This window comes from Jatrophihabitans fulvus (genome assembly GCF_054781375.1).
In genome coordinates, this window is the sequence record NZ_BAAGUN010000001.1 from 886,441 (window position 1) to 905,567 (window position 19,127).

The window sequence follows — 19,127 nt, forward strand, 5'->3', positions numbered from 1 at the left end:
CGTCAGTACGTCCCTGGCGCGGCGCTCACCGCGGAGTGGGGGATCGGCGTGGCCTGGACGATGCGCCCCAGCAGGTCGGACGCCGACCGTCCGGCCACGTGCGCCTCGGCCGTCAGCAGCAGGCGGTGCGCGAGCACGGGGGTGACCAGGTACTGCAGGTCGTCGGGGATCACGTACTCGCGGCCGTGCAGGGCGGCCCACGCCTTCGACGCGCGCAGCAGCTGCAGCGTCGCGCGCGGGGACGCGCCGAGCCGCACCTCGCTCGAGCGGCGGGTGGCCTCGACGAGGTCGACGGCGTACTCCTTCACCGCGTCCGAGACGTACACGGAACGGACGGCCGCGATGAGCGCCCTGATCTCGGTCGCGTCCGACACCGCCCGCAGGCTGTCGAGCGGGTCGAGAGCGGCGTGCTCGTTGAGCATCGCGACCTCGGCGCGGCGGTCGGGGTAGCCCATCGAGATGCGCGCGGTGAAGCGGTCGCGCTGCGCCTCGGGGAGCGGGTAGGTGCCCTCCATGTCGACCGGGTTCTGCGTGGCCAGCACCATGAACGGCGATTCGAGCCCGTAGGTGACACCGTCGACGGTGACCTGGCGCTCCTCCATGCACTCGAGCAGCGCCGCCTGCGTCTTCGGCGAGGCGCGGTTGATCTCGTCGCCGACGACGAGGTTGGCGAAGACCGGACCGGGCTTGAACTCGAAGTCGCGGTCCTCGGCGTTGTAGACGCTGACGCCGGTGACGTCGCTGGGCAGCAGGTCGGGCGTGAACTGGATGCGCCGCACCGAGCAGTCGATCGAGCGGGCCAGCGCCTTCGCGTACTTGGTCTTGCCGACGCCGGGCACGTCCTCGAGCAGCAGGTGGCCCTCGGCGAGCAGCACCGCGAGGCCGAGGCGGATGGCGGTCTGCTTGCCCTCGATGACCTGCTCGATGTTGCCGGCGATGCGGGCACCGGCGTCGCGCACCTCGGCGACGGTCAACGTCCGCCCGGGGGACTCGGGCGCGCCGTGCCGGCTGACACCGGGAGCGGCGACCGGTGCACCGCTCGGCGTGCCGTTCGTGCGTCCGTTCGGGTGCAGGTCCTCGTGCAGGTGATCCACCGATGTCCCTCGCCAGTGTGTCGCCGGTCGGCCCCGCCGTGCGGAGCGCCGTGGAGTGCCAAGTATGCCGTCCGCGCCTGGGAGCGGAGGGGGAACCGGTGGCGGGCGCTGCCCCCGGCCGTCCGGGCGCCCCGTACCTGAGAAGTGGTGCGCCACGCCCTCGATTCGCATTGACCGGGGAGTGCAGTGGGTTACAGTGGGGGAGAGTGGGGAGTCGGGGTGACTCCAGGGGCCACTCGCGGACGGACGGCGGAGGTGCGGGCCGGTGTTTCTCGGAACGCACACCCCGCGCCTCGACGACAAGGGACGGCTGGCGTTGCCGGCGCGGTTCCGGCCGGACCTGGAAGGAGGCCTGGTGATCTGCAAGGGACAGGACCGGTGCCTCTTCGTCTTCCCGGTCGCCGAGTTCGCCCGCTTCACCGAGTCCCTGCGCAACGCCCCCACCACCGACAAGCGCGTCCGCGACTACGGCCGCGTGCTGTTCGCCAGCGCCTCCAACGAGACCCCGGACGGGCAGGGCCGCATCACCGTCCCGCCGCAGCTGCGCGAGTACGCGGGGCTCACCAAGGACTGCGTCGTCAACGGCGCCAACACCCGGATCGAGGTGTGGGACGCCGCCGCGTGGGCCGAGTACCTCGAGTCCGCCGAGTCGACGTTCGCCGACATCGCCGAGGAGGTGCTGCCGGGCGTGCTGTAGCCCCTCACCACCAGCGGACCTGCGGTCCGGCCTCCACCCGTCCTCCTCCTGGCGTCACTTCCCCGGCGCCAGGCGGGACGGGCGGGGACCAGAGCGAAGGACGCGACTTCCCCACTCCGCCCCACCCCCCAGGCAGGAGCACACCCAGATGGACGCAGCGGACGACCCGCGGCCGGCCCCCGAGCACGTGCCGGTGATGCTCGACCGCGTCCTCGCCCTGCTCGCCCCGGCGCTCAGCGACCGTCCCGCGGTGGCCGTCGACGCGACCCTCGGCCTCGGGGGGCACGCCGAGGCGCTGCTCGCCGCCCACCCGCAGCTCACCCTCGTCGGCCTCGACCGCGACCCCGCGGCGCTCGCGCGCAGCCGCGACCGGCTCGCCCCCTACGCCGACCGGGTGCACCTCGTGCACGCCGTCTACGACCGCATGCCCGACGTGCTCGCCGAGCTGGGCATCGACGGCGTCGACGGGGTGCTGTTCGACCTCGGCGTCTCGTCGATGCAGCTCGACCGTCCCGAACGTGGGTTCGCCTACGCGCAGGACGCCCCGCTGGACATGCGGATGGACCCGACGACCGGCATGACGGCCGAGTCGGTGGTGAACGACTACGCCGTGCCCGACCTCGCCCGGGTGCTGCGCGAGTACGGCGAGGAACGGTTCGCGCTGCGGATCGCCCAGGCCATCGATCGCCGGCGCCGGGTGGCCCCGCTCCGATCGACGAGTGAACTGGCCGAGCTGGTGCGCACGGCGATCCCCGCCGCGACGCGCCGGCACGGGGGCCACCCGGCCAAACGCACGTTCCAAGCGCTGCGCATCGAGGTCAACGGCGAGCTCGACGCCGTCCGCGCCGCGGTGCCAGCCGCCCTGGACGCCCTCACCGTCGGCGGCCGCGTCGTCGTGCTCGCCTACCACTCGCTGGAGGACCGCATCGTCAAGCAGGCCTTCGCCGAGCTCGCCCGCGACACCACCCCGCCCGACCTGCCGGTGTCCCTGCCCGACCGGGGACCGCAGCTCGAGCTGCTCGTCCGCGGTGAGGGCGCCTCGGAGGAGGAGACGGTCGCCAACCCGCGCGCGGCGTCCGTCCGCCTGCGCGCAGCCGAACGCATCCGACCCGCGGCGGTGGCCTCGTGACCCGCCCGCCGCTGGTGCCGGACGAGACCGAGCGGACCGGCCGCCGCGCGCCGCGGGTGCCGTTCGCGCTGCTCGTCACCGGCCTGATCGTCGGCGCGCTCGCTCTGCTGCTCGCGCTGAACACCGCGTCGGCGGCCAACGAGCTGCGCCGCCACGACCTCGACCAGAAGGACGAGGCCGTCTCGGCCCGGCTCGAGCAGCTGCGCGCCGAGGTCGCCGCCAGCGGGGCCCCGGACGCGCTGGCCCGCGCCGCCGCCGCACTCGGCATGGTGCCGGCCGGCAACCCGGCCTTCGTCGTCGTCGGCGCGGACGGCAAGGCGCGCGTCATGGGGCACCCGGCGCCGGTCACCGCGCCGCCCACCCCGCAGCCGCCGAAGCCGAAGCCGAAGCCGAAGCCGAAGCCGAAGCCGAAGCCGACGTCGTCGAAGTCCGCGAAGACGACGAAGTCCGGCACCACCGAGAAGCCGAAGCCGAAGTCGAAGCAGAAGACGACGTCGAAGCAGAGGACGACGAAGTCCAAGGACACGACGCGGACGCGGACGGCCACCAACCGATCCCGGGGCCCCCGTTCGACACCGACGTCCTCGCCGACACCGTCCAGCACGCCGGGAGGCACCCGATGACCGAGCGCCGCCCGTCCCGACCGTCCGCCCGCACCGGTGCGGCACCTCGCACCCACACCACCGACGGCCGCCGGACCCATGGGGGGGTCCGGGAGGCCGGCAGACCGAGGGGACACGCTGCGCCCCAGGGGACAGGACGGCCGCAGCGTTTCGGACCGCCGCCGGCCGGCGCGCGCCGCGGGGAACCGCAGCGGGGGAGCGCCGGCCGGCCGGCTGGTCCGGACCGGGCCCGCCACGACGTCCGCACCGCGACCCACCAGCCGACCCACCAGCCGACCCGCCGGCCCAACCGTCAGCCCGACCGCCGGCCGGCCCGCCCGGCCGCACCCCGCCGCACCCCGCCGCCTCGTCAGGCCGCCCGGCGTCCGACCCGTCCACCGCGGCCACCCCGCGCGCTGCGGCTCGGCACCCCGGAGCGTCGCCGCACCTGGTGCCTCGCTGCGGTGTGCGTGTTGCTGCTCGTGATCGCCGGACGGCTCGTGCAGCTGCAGGGCGTCGACCACAAGGACTACGCCGGCGCGGCCGCCGCGCAGCGGGTCGACACTGTCACCCTCAACGCCATGCGCGGGTCCATCGTCGACCGCAACGGCGTGCCGCTGGCCTACACGTCCGACGCCCGCGACATCACCGCCGACCCGTCGCAGGTCGACGCCGCCGACCGCGAGGAGTACGCGATCCACCTCGCGCCGCTGCTCGGCACCACGCAGGCCGACGTGGTCGCGCAGCTGTCGAAGCCGGGCAAGTACGCCCTGCTGGGCACCGCGATCCCGCTCGCGCGCGCCGAGCAGATCGCCGCGCTCGACTACGGCGGCATCTACTCGCAGGCCACCACCCAGCGGCAGTACCCCGCCGGACGGACGGGCGCGAACGTCGTCGGCACCGTGCACTCCGACGGTGTGGGTGCCGCCGGGATCGAGTCGTACTACAACAAGGTCCTGGCCGGGAAGAACGGCAGCCAGACCTACTCGGTCGACAACGTCGGCGGCGTCAACCCGAGCAGCCGCGCCATCACGACCCCGCCGCAGAACGGCTCGACCGTCGCGCTGACCATCGACCAGGACCTGCAGTACACGTCGCAGCAACTGCTCGACACCGACGTCAAGCAGTCGGGTGCGCGCGGCGCCATGCTGACGGTGATGGACGCGAAGACCGGACAGGTGCTGGCGCTCGCGTCCTCGGGCACGTTCGACGCCCGCAACCCGAACACGATCGACCCGGACGTCCCCATCGACCCGCCGGTGATGTCGGCGTTCGAGCCCGGCTCCGTGCAGAAGGCGCTGACCTTCGCCGCCGCGGTGCAGGAGGGCAAGCTGTCGCAGGCCACCACGATGAACGTGCCGGGCGCGATCACGATGGGCGGTGTGCGCGTCAGCGACGCCTGGGTGCACCCGACGCAGAAGTTCACCGCGACCGGCATCCTCGCGCAGTCCTCGAACGTCGGGACGCTGAAGATCGCGCAGAAGCTCGGGCCGCGCACGTGGCTCGACTACATGGACAGGTTCGGCATCGGCCAGCGCACCGGCATCGAGCTGCCGGGCGAGAGCGCCGGCCAGATCCCGCCGTACAGGTCCTGGTCGGATTCGACGTTCGCGAACCTGCCGTTCGGGCAGGGCCTGTCGATGACCGTCCTGCAGCTCGCGTCGGCGTACCAGGCGCTCGCCAACGACGGCGTCCGCATCCCGCCGCGCATCGTGTCGACCGTGACCGCCGCCGACGGCACCGTCACCGCGACGAAGCAGCCGAAGGGCATCCGCGTCGTCGACGCCGACACCGCCCGCACCGTGCGCACCATGCTCGAGTCGGTCGTGATGCCCGGCGGCACCGGCGTGAAGGCGGCCGTCCCCGGCTACCGCGTCGCCGGCAAGACGGGCACCGCGCAGCAACCCGACCCGAACAACGGGGGCAAGTACTCGTCGTCGATGAACTGGGACACCTTCGCGGGCATGGTGCCCGCGGACGACCCGCAGTTCGTCGTGGCGATCATGGTCGACAACCCCGCCCACGGGCTCGAGGGCGGCGACGTGGCCGCGCCGCTGTTCCACCACATCGCGACCTACGAGCTGCAGCGCGCGGAGGTGCCGCCGACCGGCTCGCACCCGCGCCACGTGCCGCTGATGGTGTGCAAGGGACAGAACCCCGCCTTCCTGCCCGCTAACGTCTGCTGACGTGCCCGCCGGTTCGACCGCAGTTCCCCGCCCCGCCCGCGTCACCCCCGTGACGACGGCCGCCCTCGCCGACGGCCGCGGCACGGCCACGGGCGAGGCGTCCGTCACCGGCATCACCGCCGCCAGTGACGCCGTGCGTCCCGGTGACCTGTTCGCCGCCGTGCCGGGACGCAACGCGCACGGAGCCCGCTTCGCCGCCGACGCCCTCGGGCGTGGCGCGGTCGCCGTCCTGACCGACGAGGCCGGACGGCAGCAGTTGCCGTCGGACGTGCCGGTGGTGGTGGTGCCCGAGGTGCGCCCGGCGCTCGCGCCGGTCGCGGCCCGCATCTACGGCGACCCGGCCCGCCGGTTGCGGATGCTGGGGGTCACCGGGACGAGCGGCAAGACCACGACCACGTTCCTGCTGCGGGCGGGGCTGCAGGCGTCGGGCGCCACGGTCGGCCTGATCGGCACCGTGGCCACGATGATCGGGGACGAGACCCTCGAGGCCGCGTTCACGACCCCCGAGGCACCGGAACTGCAGTCACTGCTCGCGGTGATGGTCGAGCGCGGCGTCGACACCGTCGCCATGGAGGTGTCGAGCCACGCGATCGCCATGCACCGCAGCGACGCGATCGACTTCGCCGTGGGCGGCTTCACGAACCTGTCCGAGGACCATCTCGACTTCCACGACGGCATGGACGACTACTTCGCGACCAAGATGCGTTTCGTGACGGCGGCCCGGCAGGCGGTCGTCGTGGTCGACGACGAGTGGGGTCGCCGGGCCGCCCGCGAGATCCCGGGCTCCACCACGCTGTCGACGGACGGCGGCGACGCGGCGGTGCGCGCGGCCGACGTGCGCGAGCGCGCCGACGGCACCACCTCCTTCCGGCTGGCGGGCCCGTGGGGGACGCAGGAGCTGGGCAGCGCGATCCCCGGGCGGTACAACGTGGCCAACGTGGCGCTCGCCTGGACCATGCTCGAGACGGTCGGCGTCACCGGTCCGGACGTCGCCGCCGCGATCTCGTCGGCGCAGGTGCCGGGACGCATGGAGCGGGTCGACGCCGGCCAGCCCTTCCTTGCCGTCGTCGACTACAGCCACAAGCCCGCCGCCGTGGCCGGCGCGCTCGCCGCCCTGCGACCACTGACCAAGGGCAAGCTGATCATCGTGCTCGGATGCGGCGGTGACCGCGACCGCGGCAAGCGCCCGCACATGGGCGAGATCGCAGCGCGCGACGCGGACGTCCTGGTGGCCACCGACGACAACCCCCGCAGCGAGGACCCGGCGGCGATCCGGCGCGCCATGCTGGCCGGCATCACCGCGCTGCCCGCCGTCGAACGCGGCGAGGTCGTCGAGATCGGCGACCGGCGCGCCGCCGTCGTCGAGGCGGTCAGGCGCGCCGAGCCCGGCGACACCGTTCTCGTCGCCGGCAAGGGTCACGAGACGGGCCAGGAGGTCTCGGGGGTCGTGCTCCCGTTCGACGACCGGATCGTGCTGCGCGAGGCGATCGAGTCGGTCCGATGATCCAACTCACTGTGCGCGAGATCGCGCAGATCACCGACGGACGTGTGGTCTCCGGCGACCCGGACACCGTGGTCACCGGCACCGTCGAGTTCGACAGCCGCAAGGTCACGCCGGGCGGGCTGTTCGTCGCCTTCGCCGGCGAGCACGTCGACGGCCACGACTACATCGACGCCGCCGTCGCCGCCGGTGCGGTGGCCACGCTGGCCACCGACCCCACCCGGGCCGGGGCCGGCGGGGCAACGGCCGCCATCGTGGTCGCCGACGCGCTCGACGCGCTGGCGAAGCTCGCGGCGGCCGTCGTCCGCCGGTTGCCCGCCACCGTCGTCGTCGGCGTCACCGGGTCGTCGGGCAAGACGTCGACCAAGGACCTGCTCGCGCAGGTGCTCGCAACCGCAGGCACGACCGTCGCGCCGCCCGGGTCGTTCAACAACGAGCTCGGCCATCCGTACACGGTGCTGCGTGCCGACACCGGCACCCGCTTCCTCGTGCTCGAGAACAGTGCCCGCGGCGTCGGCCACATCGCCTACCTGTGCCGCATCGCCCCGCCGCGCATCGCCGCGGTGCTCAACGTCGGCAGCGCCCACCTCGGGGAGTTCGGGTCCCGTGAGGCGATCGCGCAGGCCAAGGGCGAGCTGGTCGAGGCGCTGCCCGCCGCGGACGAGGGCGGGATGGCGGTGCTCAACGCCGACGACCCGCTCGTGATCGGCATGGCGCCGCGCACGTCCGCCCGCGTCGTCACCTTCGGGGTGTCGGCCGAGGCCGACGTGCACGCCACGGACGTCCGGCTCGACGAGCTCGGCCGGGCGGCGTTCACCCTGGTCGCCGCGGGCGAGCGGGCGCCGGTGGCGCTGCGGCTGGTCGGCGCCCACCACGTGTCCAACGCCCTGGCCACCGCCGCGATCGCGCTCGAGTGCGGGCTCACGGTCCCCGACGTCGCCGCCGCGTTGTCCGCCGCCGGTCCGGTGAGCCGCTGGCGCATGGAGGTCACCGAACGGGCGGACGGACTGATGGTCATCAACGACGCCTACAACGCGAACCCGGAGTCGGTGCGCGCGGCGCTCGAGACGCTCGCACGGGTCGACGCCGCCCGCGACGGCGCGTCATGGGCGGTGCTCGGGCCCATGGCCGAGCTCGGCGAGGCGGCCGACGCCGAGCACGAGGCCGTCGGACGCCTCGCCGCTCAGCTGGGGGTAGCGCACGTCGTGGCCGTCGGCGAACCGGCCCGCCCCATCGTGAGCGGAACCGCTCTGGAAGGCTCGTGGGGCGGTGAGGCGCGGTGGGTGCCGGACACCGCGGCCGCGGCGGCCCTCGTGCAGGCCGAGGCCGCGCCCGGCGACGCCGTGCTGGTGAAGGCGTCCCGGTCGGCCGGACTGGAACATGTCGCGGCCGCGCTGACAGGAGAGGAGCGGCACGGGTGAAGACCGTCCTCATCGCCGCCATCTTCGCGCTGCTGACCTCGATCCTGGTCACGCCGCTGGTCGTCGTGTACTTCCGGCGCCGCGGCTTCGGACAGGAGATCCGCCTCGACGGCCCGCAGACCCACCTGGTCAAGCGCGGGACCCCGACCATGGGCGGCGTCGCCATCGTGCTGTCGACCGTGGTCGGCTACGGCGTCGCCAGCCTCGTCCGCGGCCTCAGCGGCGAAGGCGGACCGCAGGCGTCCGGCCTGCTGGCGCTGTTCCTCATGGTCGGACTCGGCGCCGTCGGCTTCCTGGACGACCTCATCAAGATCCGCCGGCAGCGCAGCCTCGGCCTGCGGGCCCGCGCCAAGTTCCTCGGCCAGCTCGTGGTCGCCGTGGCCTTCGCCGTCATGTCGCTGATGTTCGACAACAAGTACGGGTTGACCCCGGCGTCGACGAAGCTGTCCTACGTCCGCGACATCGCCGCGATCGGGCTCGGCGCCGTCGGCTTCGTGATCCTGTCCTACTTGATCATCGCGGCGACCTCGAACGCGGTGAACCTCACCGACGGCCTCGACGGTCTCGCCGCGGGGGCGGCGGCGATGGTGTTCGGCGCGTTCACGCTGATCACGTTCCTGCAGTCGCGCAATCTCTGCGCCGGCAGTCCCTATCCCGGCTGTTACGACGTGCGTGACCCGCTCGACCTCGCCATCGTCGCGGCGTCGGCGATGGCGGCGTGCTTCGGGTTCCTGTGGTGGAACGCCCCGCCGGCGCAGATCTTCATGGGCGACACCGGTTCACTCGCGCTCGGCGGGCTCATGGCGGGGCTGGCCATCCTCGCGCGCACCGAGTTGCTGCTCATCGCGCTCGGTGGCCTGTTCGCGGCCATCACGGTCTCGTCGATCATCCAGACCGGCTGGTTCAAGATCACCCGAATACGCACCGGCACGGGTAAACGTGTCTTCCGGATGGCCCCGCTGCACCACCACTTCGAACTCGCCGGCTGGGAGCAGGTGACGATCATCGTGCGGTTCTGGATCATGGCCGGCATGGCCGTCGCGTTCGGGGTCGGCCTGTTCTACGCGGACTTCCTCGGGAATGGCTGACCGCGAGCCGCCCGGCCACTTCCTCTGCGGCTGGACCGTGCTCGTCGCCGGGTACGGCGTCGCCGGACGCTCTGCCGTCCGCGCACTCCTCGCGGCCCACGCGATCGTCGAGGTGACGAGCGACGGTCCGGTCGAGCTGGAAGCCGACGTCGTCGACGAGGTGCACCGCGTCCACGGCCCGCTGCGGGCCGTGCCCACCGACGCCGACAGCGGGTTGCCGGACCTCGTCGTCGCCTCGCCCGGCCTCCCACCGCACCACCCCCTGCTGGCGGACGCGGCCGCGCGCGGTGTGCCGGTCTGGGGCGAGGTCGAGCTGGCCTGGCAGCTGCGCGGTCCCGGCGCCGCGCCGTGGCTCGCGCTCACCGGCACCAACGGCAAGACGACGACCGTCCACATGCTCGAGTCGATCCTGCGCGCGGCGGGCTCGCGCGCGGTCGCGGTCGGCAACGTCGGCGAACCGCTCATCGATGCCGTCGTGTCCGACCGCTACGACGTGCTCGCCGTCGAGCTGTCGAGCCAGCAACTGCACTTCGCACCCTCGGTCCGCCCGGCCTCGGGTGCGCTGCTCAACCTCGCCCCCGACCACCTGAGCTGGCACGGCTCGCTCGAGGCGTACGAGCAGGCGAAGGCGCGGATCCTGCTCGCCGACGTCGCGATCGCCAACGCCGACGACGACCGTGTCGCCGCGCTGACGCCGCCCGGAGCGGTCACCTTCACCCTCGGCGAGCCTGCGGACGGGCAGCTCGGCGTCACCGGCGACCGGCTGGTGTCCAGGGCGTTCGGCGACGACGGCGCCGTCCTCGCCGACGTCGCGGACGTCCGCCCCGCCGGCCGGCACAACGTCGCGAACGCCCTCGCGGCCGCGGCGCTCGCGCGCGCCCACGGGGTCGCGCCGGGCGCGGTGGCCGACGGGCTGCGCGCCTTCGTCCCCGACCCCCACCGCAACGAGTTCGTGCTCGAGCGCGGCGGCGTGCGCTGGGTCGACGACAGCAAGGCCACGAACCCCCACGCCGCCGACGCGTCGCTCGCGGCGTACCCGCGCATCGTGTGGGTCGCCGGCGGCCAGTTGAAGGGTGTCGACGTCGACCCGCTCGTGGCGCGGCACGCGCACCGCATCGCCGCCGCGGTGCTGCTCGGGCAGGACCGCGCCGAGGTCGCAGCCTCACTCGCACGACACGCGCCGGATGTCCCCGTGATCGTGGTCGACACCCGTGACGATGGAGCGATGACCGAGGTGGTGGCCGCCGCGGCCCGGCTGGCACGCCCGGGCGACACGGTGCTGCTCGCACCGGCCGCCGCGTCGTACGACATGTTCGCCGGGTTCGGCGCACGGGGCGACGCCTTCGCCGCGGCCGCGCGGGCACTCGACGGCGGGCAGCAGTGACCGCCACCGCAGGACGCCCGACGGAGCGCACCGCCACACGCGCCGCGGAAGGCGTCGCCGGTGCGGGTCGGGTGCGCACCGCGTTGCGCGGTCTGCTCGCGCGTCCGCACGCGTCGTTGCAGCTCGTCGTCCTCTGCGGTGCCGGCCTGGCCGGCTTCGGCCTGCTGATGGCCGTGTCGACCACCATCGCGGCCGCGCACGAGAGTGACGACTTCCGCAACGTGGGCGGCTCGATCTGGGGGCAGGCGGTCAAGGCCGCCGTCTACGTGATCGTGGGCCTCGGGTTCTTCTGGGTGGCCGCGCGCATGCGGCCGCGGGGGTTCCGGATGCTCGCGTACCCGCTGCTGATCGTCTCGACGATCCTGCTGGTCGCCGTGCTCGTGCCGGGCGTCGGCGTCGAGATCAATGAGGCCCGGCGGTGGCTCGCGCTCGGCCCGTTCCAGTTCCAGCCGTCCGAGCTCGGCAAGCTGGCGATCCTGCTCTGGGCGGCCGACCTGCTCACCCGCAAGCAGCAGCTGCGGACGCTGAAGCGGGCCCGCCACCTCTTCGTGCCGCTGCTGCCCGGCTTCGTGATGATGATCGGGCTCGTCATGCTCGAGCCCGACCTCGGCACCACGTTGTGCTTCATGCTCATCCTGCTGGGCGTGCTGTGGATGGTCGGCATGCCCATGCGGTACTTCGGCCTGATGCTCGCGGTGGTCGCGCTCGCCGTCACCGTGCTCGCCGTCGTCGAGCCGTACCGGCTCGAACGCCTCACGACGTTCGTCGACCCGTGGAAGGACGCGCAGTCGTCGGGTTACCACACCGTCGAGGGTCTCTACGCGCTCGCGTCCGGCGGCATCTTCGGCGTCGGTCTCGGGCAGGGCACGTCGAAGTACGGCTGGGTGCCGAACGCCAACTCCGACTACGTCTTCGCGATCATCGGTGAGGAACTCGGCCTGGTCGGCTGCCTCACCGTCATCGCGTTGTTCGCGCTGTTCGCCTACACCGGCATGCGCATCGTGCGCCGCACCGCCGACCCGTTCGTGCGCGTCGCCGGGGGCGGCGCCACCATCTGGCTGGTCGGCCAGGCCGTCATCAACATCGGGTACGTCACGGGCCTGCTGCCCGTCACCGGCATCACGCTGCCGCTGATCTCGGCGGGCGGCACGTCGCTGCTGATCACCTTCTTCGTCATGGGCATGCTGGCCAGCTTCGCCCGCCACGAACGCGACGCGGTCAACGCCGCCCGCAAGCGCCAACGGCTCGGCCGCCGCACGCGTCTCGAGCGCTGGTGCCGCATCCCCGTGCCGTCCGTCCCCACGACCCCGAAGGCACCGGCCCGCCGCGTCACCGCCGTCCCGACGCCGCTGCGCGCCGTGCCCGCGGCGCGGTCGGCCCGTCCGGCCCGTCCGGGCACCGCCCCCCGCACCTCGGCCGCGCGCAGGCGGACCGGATGAGCGCGCCCCGGCTGGTCGTCGCCGGCGGGCACTCCGCGGGCCACATCGAACCCACCATGAACTTCGCCGACGCCGTGCGGCGGCTCGCGCCCGACGCCGAGATCACCGCTCTCGGCACCGAGCGCGGCCTCGACACCACGCTGATCCCGGCGCGCGGCTACCCGCTCGAGCTCATCCCGCCGGTGCCGCTGCAGCGCAAGCTGAACGGCGCGCTGCTGCGGACGCCCGTGGCGCTGCGCGCGTCGGTGCGCGCCGCGGCCGCCGTCATCGAGCGCACCCGCGCGCAGGTGGTCGTCGGCTTCGGTGGCTACGTGGCGATGCCGGCCTATGTCGCGGCCCGCCGGCTCGGTGTGCCCTTCGTGGTGCACGAGGCCAACGCGCGTCCCGGCGTCGCGAACCGGGTGGCCGCCCGGTTCACCGAGCACGTGTTCACCGCGTCAGCCGCGGTGAAGCTGCCGCACGCGCAGCCCGTCGGCATCCCGCTGCGTCCCGCCATCGCCAACCTCGACCGTCCGGCACTTCGCGCGGAAGCGCGCGAAAGGTTCGGACTGCGGCAGGACGGCGTCGTGCTCATGGTCACCGGCGGCTCGCAGGGCGCGCAGGCAATCAACGCCGCGGTCGCCGCGGCGGCGGGCCCGCTGCGCGAGGCGGGTGTGCAGGTGCTGCACATCCACGGTCCGAAGAACACCGTCGAGGTCCCGGCTGCTGGTCCCGACGCCCCGCCGTACGTCGCCGTCCCGTACGTCGACGAGATGCACTACGCCTACGCGGCCGCCGACTTCGTCGTGTGTCGCTCGGGCGCGATGACGTGCGCCGAACTGTGCGCGGTCGGCCTCCCGGCGGTCTACGTGCCGTTGCCGCTGCGCGGCGGTGAACAGCGGCTCAACGCCGTCCCCGTCGAGACCGCCGGCGGCGCGATCATCGTGGCCAACGAGCAGTTCGACGCCGAGTGGATCCAGCGCCGTCTGGTGCCCGTCCTGGCCAATCCCGAGGAGATCTCGCGCATGGCGCTCGCCGCCGCATCGGTCGGGTTCCAGGACGCCGGTGCCACGATGGCCCGCGCCGTGCTGGACTTGCTGCCGTGAGCCGACCGACCCGCGACCACGACGGCGACCGTCCGGACGACTGGGCCGCGCCGGGAGCCGCGCTCGTCCGCAGCGCCGCGACCGACGTCATCCCGCCCCTGGCCGACCTCGGCCGCGTGCACATCATGGGTATCGCGGGCTCGGGCATGAGCGCGCTCGCGCGCATCCTGCTCGAACGCGGCGTGCCCGTCAGCGGGTGCGAGGCCCGGGAGTCGATGACGGTCAAGGGGCTGCGCGCGCTCGGCGCCGACGTGCACATCGGCCACTCGCCGTCGCACGTCGACGCCGCCGACACCTTCGTCTTCACGACCGCGATCAACCCGCGGCACGAGGAGTTCGTGGCCGCCCGCGAGGCCGGACAGCAGGGACGCGTGCTGTTCCTGCGCCGCGCCGCCGCGCTCGCCGCCGCCCTCGAGGACCGCAGCTGCGTGGCGGTCGCCGGCACCCACGGCAAGACCTCCACCACGTCGTTGCTCGTCGTCGCTGCGCAGGCGTGCGGCGCCGACCCGTCGTTCGCCATCGGCGGCAACCTCTACGAGACCGGCAAGAACGCGCACCTGGGCACGGGACCGTTCGCCGTGGTCGAGGCGGACGAGAGCGACGGATCGTTCCTGCTGACGCGCCCGGCGTCCGCCGTCGTCACCAACGTCGAGGCCGACCACCTCGAGAACCACGGCGACCTCGAGGGCATCTTCCGGGCCTTCGAGCTGTTCGTCGACCGCATCGCACCGGACGGTCTGCTGCTCACGTGCGCCGACGACGCCGGCGCGCGCCGGGTGGCCGAGCACGCGCGGGCGCAGGGACGCCGGGTGCACACGTACGGCACGGGCGAGGACGCGGACGAACGCGTGTCCGACGTGCGCTCGAGCGCCGATGCCGTGACCTTCACCGTCCGCGGACCGTTGCTGGGCGAGCGGCAGGTGCGGGTCGGTGCCCTCATCGGCGAGCACATGGCCCTCAACGCCACGGCCGCGCTGGTGCTGGCCGCCGACCTCGGCCTGGACGTCGACGCTGCGGCTGCCTCGTGGGCCGGCTTCGGCGGCGTGCACCGTCGCTTCGAGCCGCACGGTGAGGGCGGGGGAGTGCGGGTCTACGACGACTACGCCCACCACCCCACCGAGATCGCGGCCTCGCTCGCCGCGGCGCGCGCCGCGCTCGCCGGCACCGGACGGCTGGTCGCCGTGTTCCAACCGGGCACCTACAGCCGCACCCAGACCTTCGCCCGCGAGTTCGCGGACGCGCTGGCCACGGCCGACGTCGTGGTCGTCATGGACATCTTCCCCGCCCGCGAGGAGCCGATCCCCGGCGTCACCGGCGCCACGATCAGCGACCTGATCGACGCGCCGGGCGTCGAGGTGGTGTTCGAGCCGCGGTACGTGGCGGTGCCGTCGCGCGTGGCCGAGCTGGCACGCCCGGGCGACCTCGTCGTCACCATGGGCATCGGCGACGTCTACCTGCTCTGCGACGACATCCGCGAGGCGTGCGCCGAACGGCTCGGGGGAGCGGAGTCGTGACCTCGACCCAGTGGCGTCCCGCGCGCAGCGGGCCCGACGACTGGGACGAGCCCACCCTCTCGGGCGACCCGTCCGACGACGAGCGTCCCGCGCGGGTGTCTGCGCCGGCCCGGCGCCGCCGGCGCGTCGCGCTGTGGGTGGCGCTGGGCGTCGTGGTCGCGCTGTTCGGCACGTGGCTCGTCGCCTTCTCGCCCGTGTTCGGCGTCCGTGGCGTCGAGGTGCACGGTGCGCGCACGCTCACCGCGACGACGGTCGAACGCGCGGCACAGGTCGACTACGGTCAGCCGCTCGTCCGCGTCGACACCGCCGCGATGGCCGCTCGTGTCGAGGCGGTGCCGCAGGTCGAGTCGGTGCAGGTGAGCACGTCGTTCCCGTCGACGCTCGTCATCACCGTGCGCGAACGCACGCCCGTCGGCTACGTGGCCGTGGCCGGGCGTGCGCTGCTCGTCGACCGCACCGGCGTGCGCTACCCGCCGGTGGCCGGCGAGCGGACGGCGATGCCGACGGGGCTGCCCGAACTCGGCCTGACCACGGGCACGTCCGCGGCCGCGAAGGCCACCGCGCGGGCCGTGGCCGAGGTGGCGGCGGCCCTGCCCGCCGCCCTGCGCGCACGGGTGCGCACCGTGCAGGCGCTCGACGCGAACAGTGTCACCGTGCTCTTCCGCGGAGGTCTGCTGGTGCGGTGGGGCAGTGCCGCCCGCAGCGCGCAGAAGGCCACCGTCGTCGCCGTCCTCGAGGACCGGCGGCCGCAGCAGCAGGTGATCGACGTGTCCGACCCGGACCGTCCCGTCACCCGCTGACGACCCAGTTCGGCAACCCCGGCGTGTCGTACGGCGCGCCTGCGCCGCTTCGCCGTGCGCGCGTTCTAACTTCGGTCCCAACATCCCAGGTTGACATAACGTTAACCGTTTACCTGAGGGTGAGGGTTCAGCCAGGACCCGTCCGACCCGACAGACCAGCAACCCCCGGGAGTTCCCCATGACAGCACCGCACAACTACCTGGCGGTCATCAAGGTCGTCGGCGTCGGCGGCGGCGGCGTCAACGCCGTCAACCGGATGATCGAGGTCGGCCTCAAGGGCGTCGAGTTCATCGCCGTCAACACCGACGCCCAGGCCCTGCTGATGAGCGACGCCGACGTCAAGCTCGACGTCGGCCGCGAGCTCACCCGCGGCCTCGGCGCCGGCGCGCAGCCCGAGGTGGGCCGCAAGGCCGCCGAGGACCACCGCGACGAGCTCGAAGAGGTGCTCAAGGGCGCCGACATGGTCTTCGTGACCGCGGGCGAGGGCGGCGGCACCGGCACCGGCGGCGCGCCCGTCGTCGCCGCGATCGCCCGCAAGCTCGGCGCGCTCACCATCGGCGTCGTCACCCGCCCGTTCAGCTTCGAGGGCAAGAAGCGCGCCACCCAGGCCGAGGACGGCATCGAGGCGCTGCGGGCCGAGTGCGACACCCTCATCGTCATCCCGAACGACCGCCTGCTGCAGATCAGCGAGCACAACGTCTCGGTCATGGACGCGTTCCGCGCCGCCGACCAGGTGCTGCTGTCCGGTGTCCAGGGCATCACCGACCTGATCACCACGCCCGGCCTGATCAACCTCGACTTCGCCGACGTGAAGTCGGTCATGAGCGGCGCCGGCTCGGCCCTCATGGGCATCGGCGCCGCCCGCGGCGACAACCGCGCCCGCCAGGCCGCCGAGATCGCGATCGCCAGCCCGCTGCTCGAGGCGAGCATGGAGGGGGCGCACGGCGTGCTGCTGTCGATCTACGGCGGCTCCGACCTGGGCCTGTTCGAGATCAACGAGGCCGCGTCGCTCGTCGCCGAGGCCGCCCACCCGGATGCGAACATCATCTTCGGCGCCGTCATCGACGACACCCTCGGCGACGAGGTCAAGGTCACCGTCATCGCCGCCGGTTTCGATTCGGGCCAGCTGCCGTACAAGAAGGTCGACATCCGCCGCGAGCCGTCCGCCCAGACGCGCACGGCGGCCGCGTCCGCCGACACCCCGACCGGTGGCTACCAGCCGGCCGGCGAGCGCACGCCCGAGCGCGGCTACGACCGCCCGGCCGAGCGCGCCGCCGAGCCGGTCCGCGCGGGCGCCGTCAACGGCCGTGCCCCCGGCGGCAACGCCCTCGACCTGGACGACGAGCTCGACGTCCCGGACTTCCTCAAGTAGCGCGTCCGGCGCGTGAACGAACCCGGACGCGACGCGCAGATCGTCGCGGCACTCGGCGCGCTCCGCGCCCGCATCGCCGACGCGTGCACCGCGGCCGGCCGTGACCCGCAGCAGGTCACGCTGGTCGCGGTCTCCAAGACCCGACCCGCCGACGACGTCGCGGTGCTCGCGCGTCTCGGCGTGCTCGACGTGGGGGAGAGCAAGGACCAGGAGGCCGTCGCCAAGCGCGAGGCACTCGCCGCACTGCTGCCCGACCCGGCCGCGTTGCGCTGGCACCTGGTCGGTCGGCTGCAGACCAACAAGGCCAGGAGCGTCGTCGGCTACGCCCACGCGGTGCACTCGCTCGATCGCGCCAAGCTCGCCCGCGCGCTCGACGACGCGGTCGGCGACCGTCGCGACCCGGCGCTGGGCCCGCTCGAGGTGTTCGTGCAGGTCAGCCTCGACGGCGACCCCGAGCGCGGTGGCGTCACCGAGGCCGAGCTGCCCGCCCTGCTCGACGACGTCGCCGGTCGCGCGCGGTTGCGGCTGCGGGGGCTCATGGCGGTGCCGCCGATCGGCAGCGACCCGGACGAGCAGTTCGCGCGCCTGCAGGACCTGTTCGGGCGCAGCCGCGCCGATCACCCCGGCCTCGACGCGCTGTCGGCGGGCATGAGCGGCGATCTCGAGGCGGCGATCCGGCACGGTGCGACACACGTCCGTGTCGGCTCGGCGTTGCTCGGCCGTCGCGAGCCTGTTGTGGGCTAGCGTCCGAAGCAGCTGTCCACCACCGTCCCCTGGAGGACCAATGCCCGGAGCGATGCACCGTATGGGCGTGTATCTCGGCCTCGTCGAGGACGACGAGTACGCCGACGACGAGTACGCGTCCGAGCGCACCGCACGCCGTGACGACTACGGCGACACCCGGTACGCCCGCGATGCCCGTGAACCCCGCGACGACGGGTACACCCGCGAGCCCCGTGAACTGCGCGAGTCGCGGGAGGTGCGCGAGTACGCCCGCGAACACGGTCTGCACTCCGCGCGCGACACCGACTTCGGCGACGCCGAGATCGGCTACGTCGAGGAGGTCGCCCGTCCCGCGACCTACCAGATCACGGCGTTGCACCCGCGCACGTACAACGAGGCGCGCACGATCGGCGAGCAGTTCCGCAAGAACACGCCGGTGATCATGAACCTGTCCGAGATGGACGACGCCGACGCCAAGCGGCTGGTCGACTTCGCGGCCGGCCTCACGTTCGGCCTGCACGGGCGCATCGAGCGGGTCACCGCCAAGGTGTTCCTGCTCAGCCCGCACAACGTCACCGTCACCGCCCAGGACAAGCAGAAGATCGAGAGCGGCTTCTTCAACCAGAGTTGAGGACCGCCACATACGGGCACCGTCTACTGTCGGAGCACGTTGAGTCTGACGTGACCGAAGGAGACAAGCCCTGATGGCGGTGCTGTGGGGCGTCGTCGGCTACGCGCTGTGGATCTACATCCTGCTCGTGCTGGCGCGCGTGGTGGTCGAGTGGACCCGGCAGTTCGCCCGCTCGTGGCGTCCGAGCGGGGCCGCCGCGGTCGGGGTCGAGACGGTCTACGTCGCGACCGATCCGCCCATCCGCGCGTTGCGCAGATTGGTGCCACCGCTGCAGCTGGGTAGTGTAAGCCTCGACTTGAGCGTCATCATCCTGCTCATCGGCCTGATCGTCCTGCGTCTGGTCGCGCTGTCGCTGGTGTGAGTCCCGTCCGCGGGCCGCATCCGACGGCCGTCCGGCCCGGCCGTCCCGGTCGATGAACGGACGATGACAGGCGACGGTCAGGCCGAACGAGCGGCTGCAT

At 73.3% G+C, this 19,127-nt stretch carries 17 protein-coding genes; 16 read left to right on the forward strand and 1 reads right to left on the reverse strand.

The features are described 5' to 3' along the window. Positions 1-2: 2 nt before the first annotated feature. On the reverse strand, positions 3-1,094 hold the full coding sequence (locus tag ACYVP9_RS04330) for an AAA family ATPase (protein WP_460603466.1): 1,092 nt from the start codon (positions 1,092-1,094) through the stop codon (positions 3-5). Between the two features lie 265 nt (positions 1,095-1,359). On the opposite strand from ACYVP9_RS04330, the gene mraZ reads away from it, so the two are divergent. The 16 genes from mraZ (at position 1,360) to ACYVP9_RS04410 (ending at position 19,027) form a co-directional block, all read left to right on the forward strand. Beyond that, complete coding sequence (mraZ, locus tag ACYVP9_RS04335) at positions 1,360-1,791, forward strand: division/cell wall cluster transcriptional repressor MraZ (RefSeq protein WP_460603467.1); 432 nt, start codon at positions 1,360-1,362, stop codon at positions 1,789-1,791. A gap of 148 nt (positions 1,792-1,939) precedes the next feature. Beyond that, positions 1,940-2,920: a 16S rRNA (cytosine(1402)-N(4))-methyltransferase gene (rsmH, locus tag ACYVP9_RS04340; RefSeq protein WP_460603468.1), complete on the forward strand. Its 981-nt coding sequence runs from the start codon at positions 1,940-1,942 to the stop codon at positions 2,918-2,920. Then, positions 2,917-3,543: a hypothetical protein gene (locus tag ACYVP9_RS04345; protein WP_460603469.1), complete on the forward strand. Its 627-nt coding sequence runs from the start codon at positions 2,917-2,919 to the stop codon at positions 3,541-3,543. Before rsmH ends, ACYVP9_RS04345 begins: the two co-directional genes overlap by 4 nt. 449 nt (positions 3,544-3,992) lie before the next feature. Beyond that, complete coding sequence (locus tag ACYVP9_RS04350) at positions 3,993-5,708, forward strand: peptidoglycan D,D-transpeptidase FtsI family protein (RefSeq protein ID WP_460603470.1); 1,716 nt, start codon at positions 3,993-3,995, stop codon at positions 5,706-5,708. Position 5,709: 1 nt separating this feature from the next. Continuing rightward, the gene (locus ACYVP9_RS04355) at positions 5,710-7,212 is read left to right on the forward strand and encodes a Mur ligase family protein (protein ID WP_460603471.1); all 1,503 of its coding nucleotides are present in this window, start codon (positions 5,710-5,712) and stop codon (positions 7,210-7,212) included. Further along, positions 7,209-8,630, forward strand: coding sequence for a UDP-N-acetylmuramoyl-tripeptide--D-alanyl-D-alanine ligase (locus ACYVP9_RS04360; RefSeq protein WP_460603472.1), 1,422 nt, complete (start codon positions 7,209-7,211; stop codon positions 8,628-8,630). Before ACYVP9_RS04355 ends, ACYVP9_RS04360 begins: the two co-directional genes overlap by 4 nt. After that, positions 8,627-9,718, forward strand: a complete 1,092-nt coding sequence (gene mraY, locus ACYVP9_RS04365) for a phospho-N-acetylmuramoyl-pentapeptide-transferase (protein ID WP_460603473.1) — start codon at positions 8,627-8,629, stop codon at positions 9,716-9,718. Before ACYVP9_RS04360 ends, mraY begins: the two co-directional genes overlap by 4 nt. Next, on the forward strand, positions 9,711-11,102 hold the full coding sequence (gene murD, locus ACYVP9_RS04370; RefSeq protein ID WP_460603474.1) for a Mur ligase family protein: 1,392 nt from the start codon (positions 9,711-9,713) through the stop codon (positions 11,100-11,102). Before mraY ends, murD begins: the two co-directional genes overlap by 8 nt. Then, entirely contained in the window at positions 11,099-12,541 is a 1,443-nt protein-coding gene (gene ftsW, locus ACYVP9_RS04375; protein WP_460603475.1) for an FtsW/RodA/SpoVE family cell cycle protein, read from the forward strand. The genes murD and ftsW overlap by 4 nt, the downstream gene beginning before the upstream one ends. Then, a complete protein-coding gene (locus ACYVP9_RS04380) occupies positions 12,538-13,626 on the forward strand; it encodes a UDP-N-acetylglucosamine--N-acetylmuramyl-(pentapeptide) pyrophosphoryl-undecaprenol N-acetylglucosamine transferase (RefSeq protein WP_460603476.1) in 1,089 nt (362 codons plus the stop codon). Before ftsW ends, ACYVP9_RS04380 begins: the two co-directional genes overlap by 4 nt. After that, positions 13,623-15,140, forward strand: coding sequence for a UDP-N-acetylmuramate--L-alanine ligase (murC, locus tag ACYVP9_RS04385; RefSeq protein ID WP_460603477.1), 1,518 nt, complete (start codon positions 13,623-13,625; stop codon positions 15,138-15,140). Before ACYVP9_RS04380 ends, murC begins: the two co-directional genes overlap by 4 nt. Continuing rightward, positions 15,137-15,940 (forward strand): cell division protein FtsQ/DivIB, encoded by an 804-nt coding sequence (locus ACYVP9_RS04390; protein WP_460603478.1) that lies wholly within the window; start codon positions 15,137-15,139, stop codon positions 15,938-15,940. Before murC ends, ACYVP9_RS04390 begins: the two co-directional genes overlap by 4 nt. A gap of 178 nt (positions 15,941-16,118) precedes the next feature. Continuing rightward, entirely contained in the window at positions 16,119-17,312 is a 1,194-nt protein-coding gene (gene ftsZ, locus ACYVP9_RS04395; RefSeq protein WP_460603479.1) for a cell division protein FtsZ, read from the forward strand. 12 nt (positions 17,313-17,324) lie between these two features. Beyond that, positions 17,325-18,056, forward strand: coding sequence for a YggS family pyridoxal phosphate enzyme (locus ACYVP9_RS04400; protein ID WP_460603480.1), 732 nt, complete (start codon positions 17,325-17,327; stop codon positions 18,054-18,056). A 67-nt stretch (positions 18,057-18,123) separates the two neighbouring features. Continuing rightward, positions 18,124-18,666, forward strand: coding sequence for a cell division protein SepF (locus ACYVP9_RS04405; protein ID WP_460603481.1), 543 nt, complete (start codon positions 18,124-18,126; stop codon positions 18,664-18,666). Between the two features lie 73 nt (positions 18,667-18,739). After that, positions 18,740-19,027 (forward strand): YggT family protein, encoded by a 288-nt coding sequence (locus ACYVP9_RS04410; RefSeq protein WP_460603482.1) that lies wholly within the window; start codon positions 18,740-18,742, stop codon positions 19,025-19,027. Positions 19,028-19,127 lie beyond the last annotated feature (100 nt).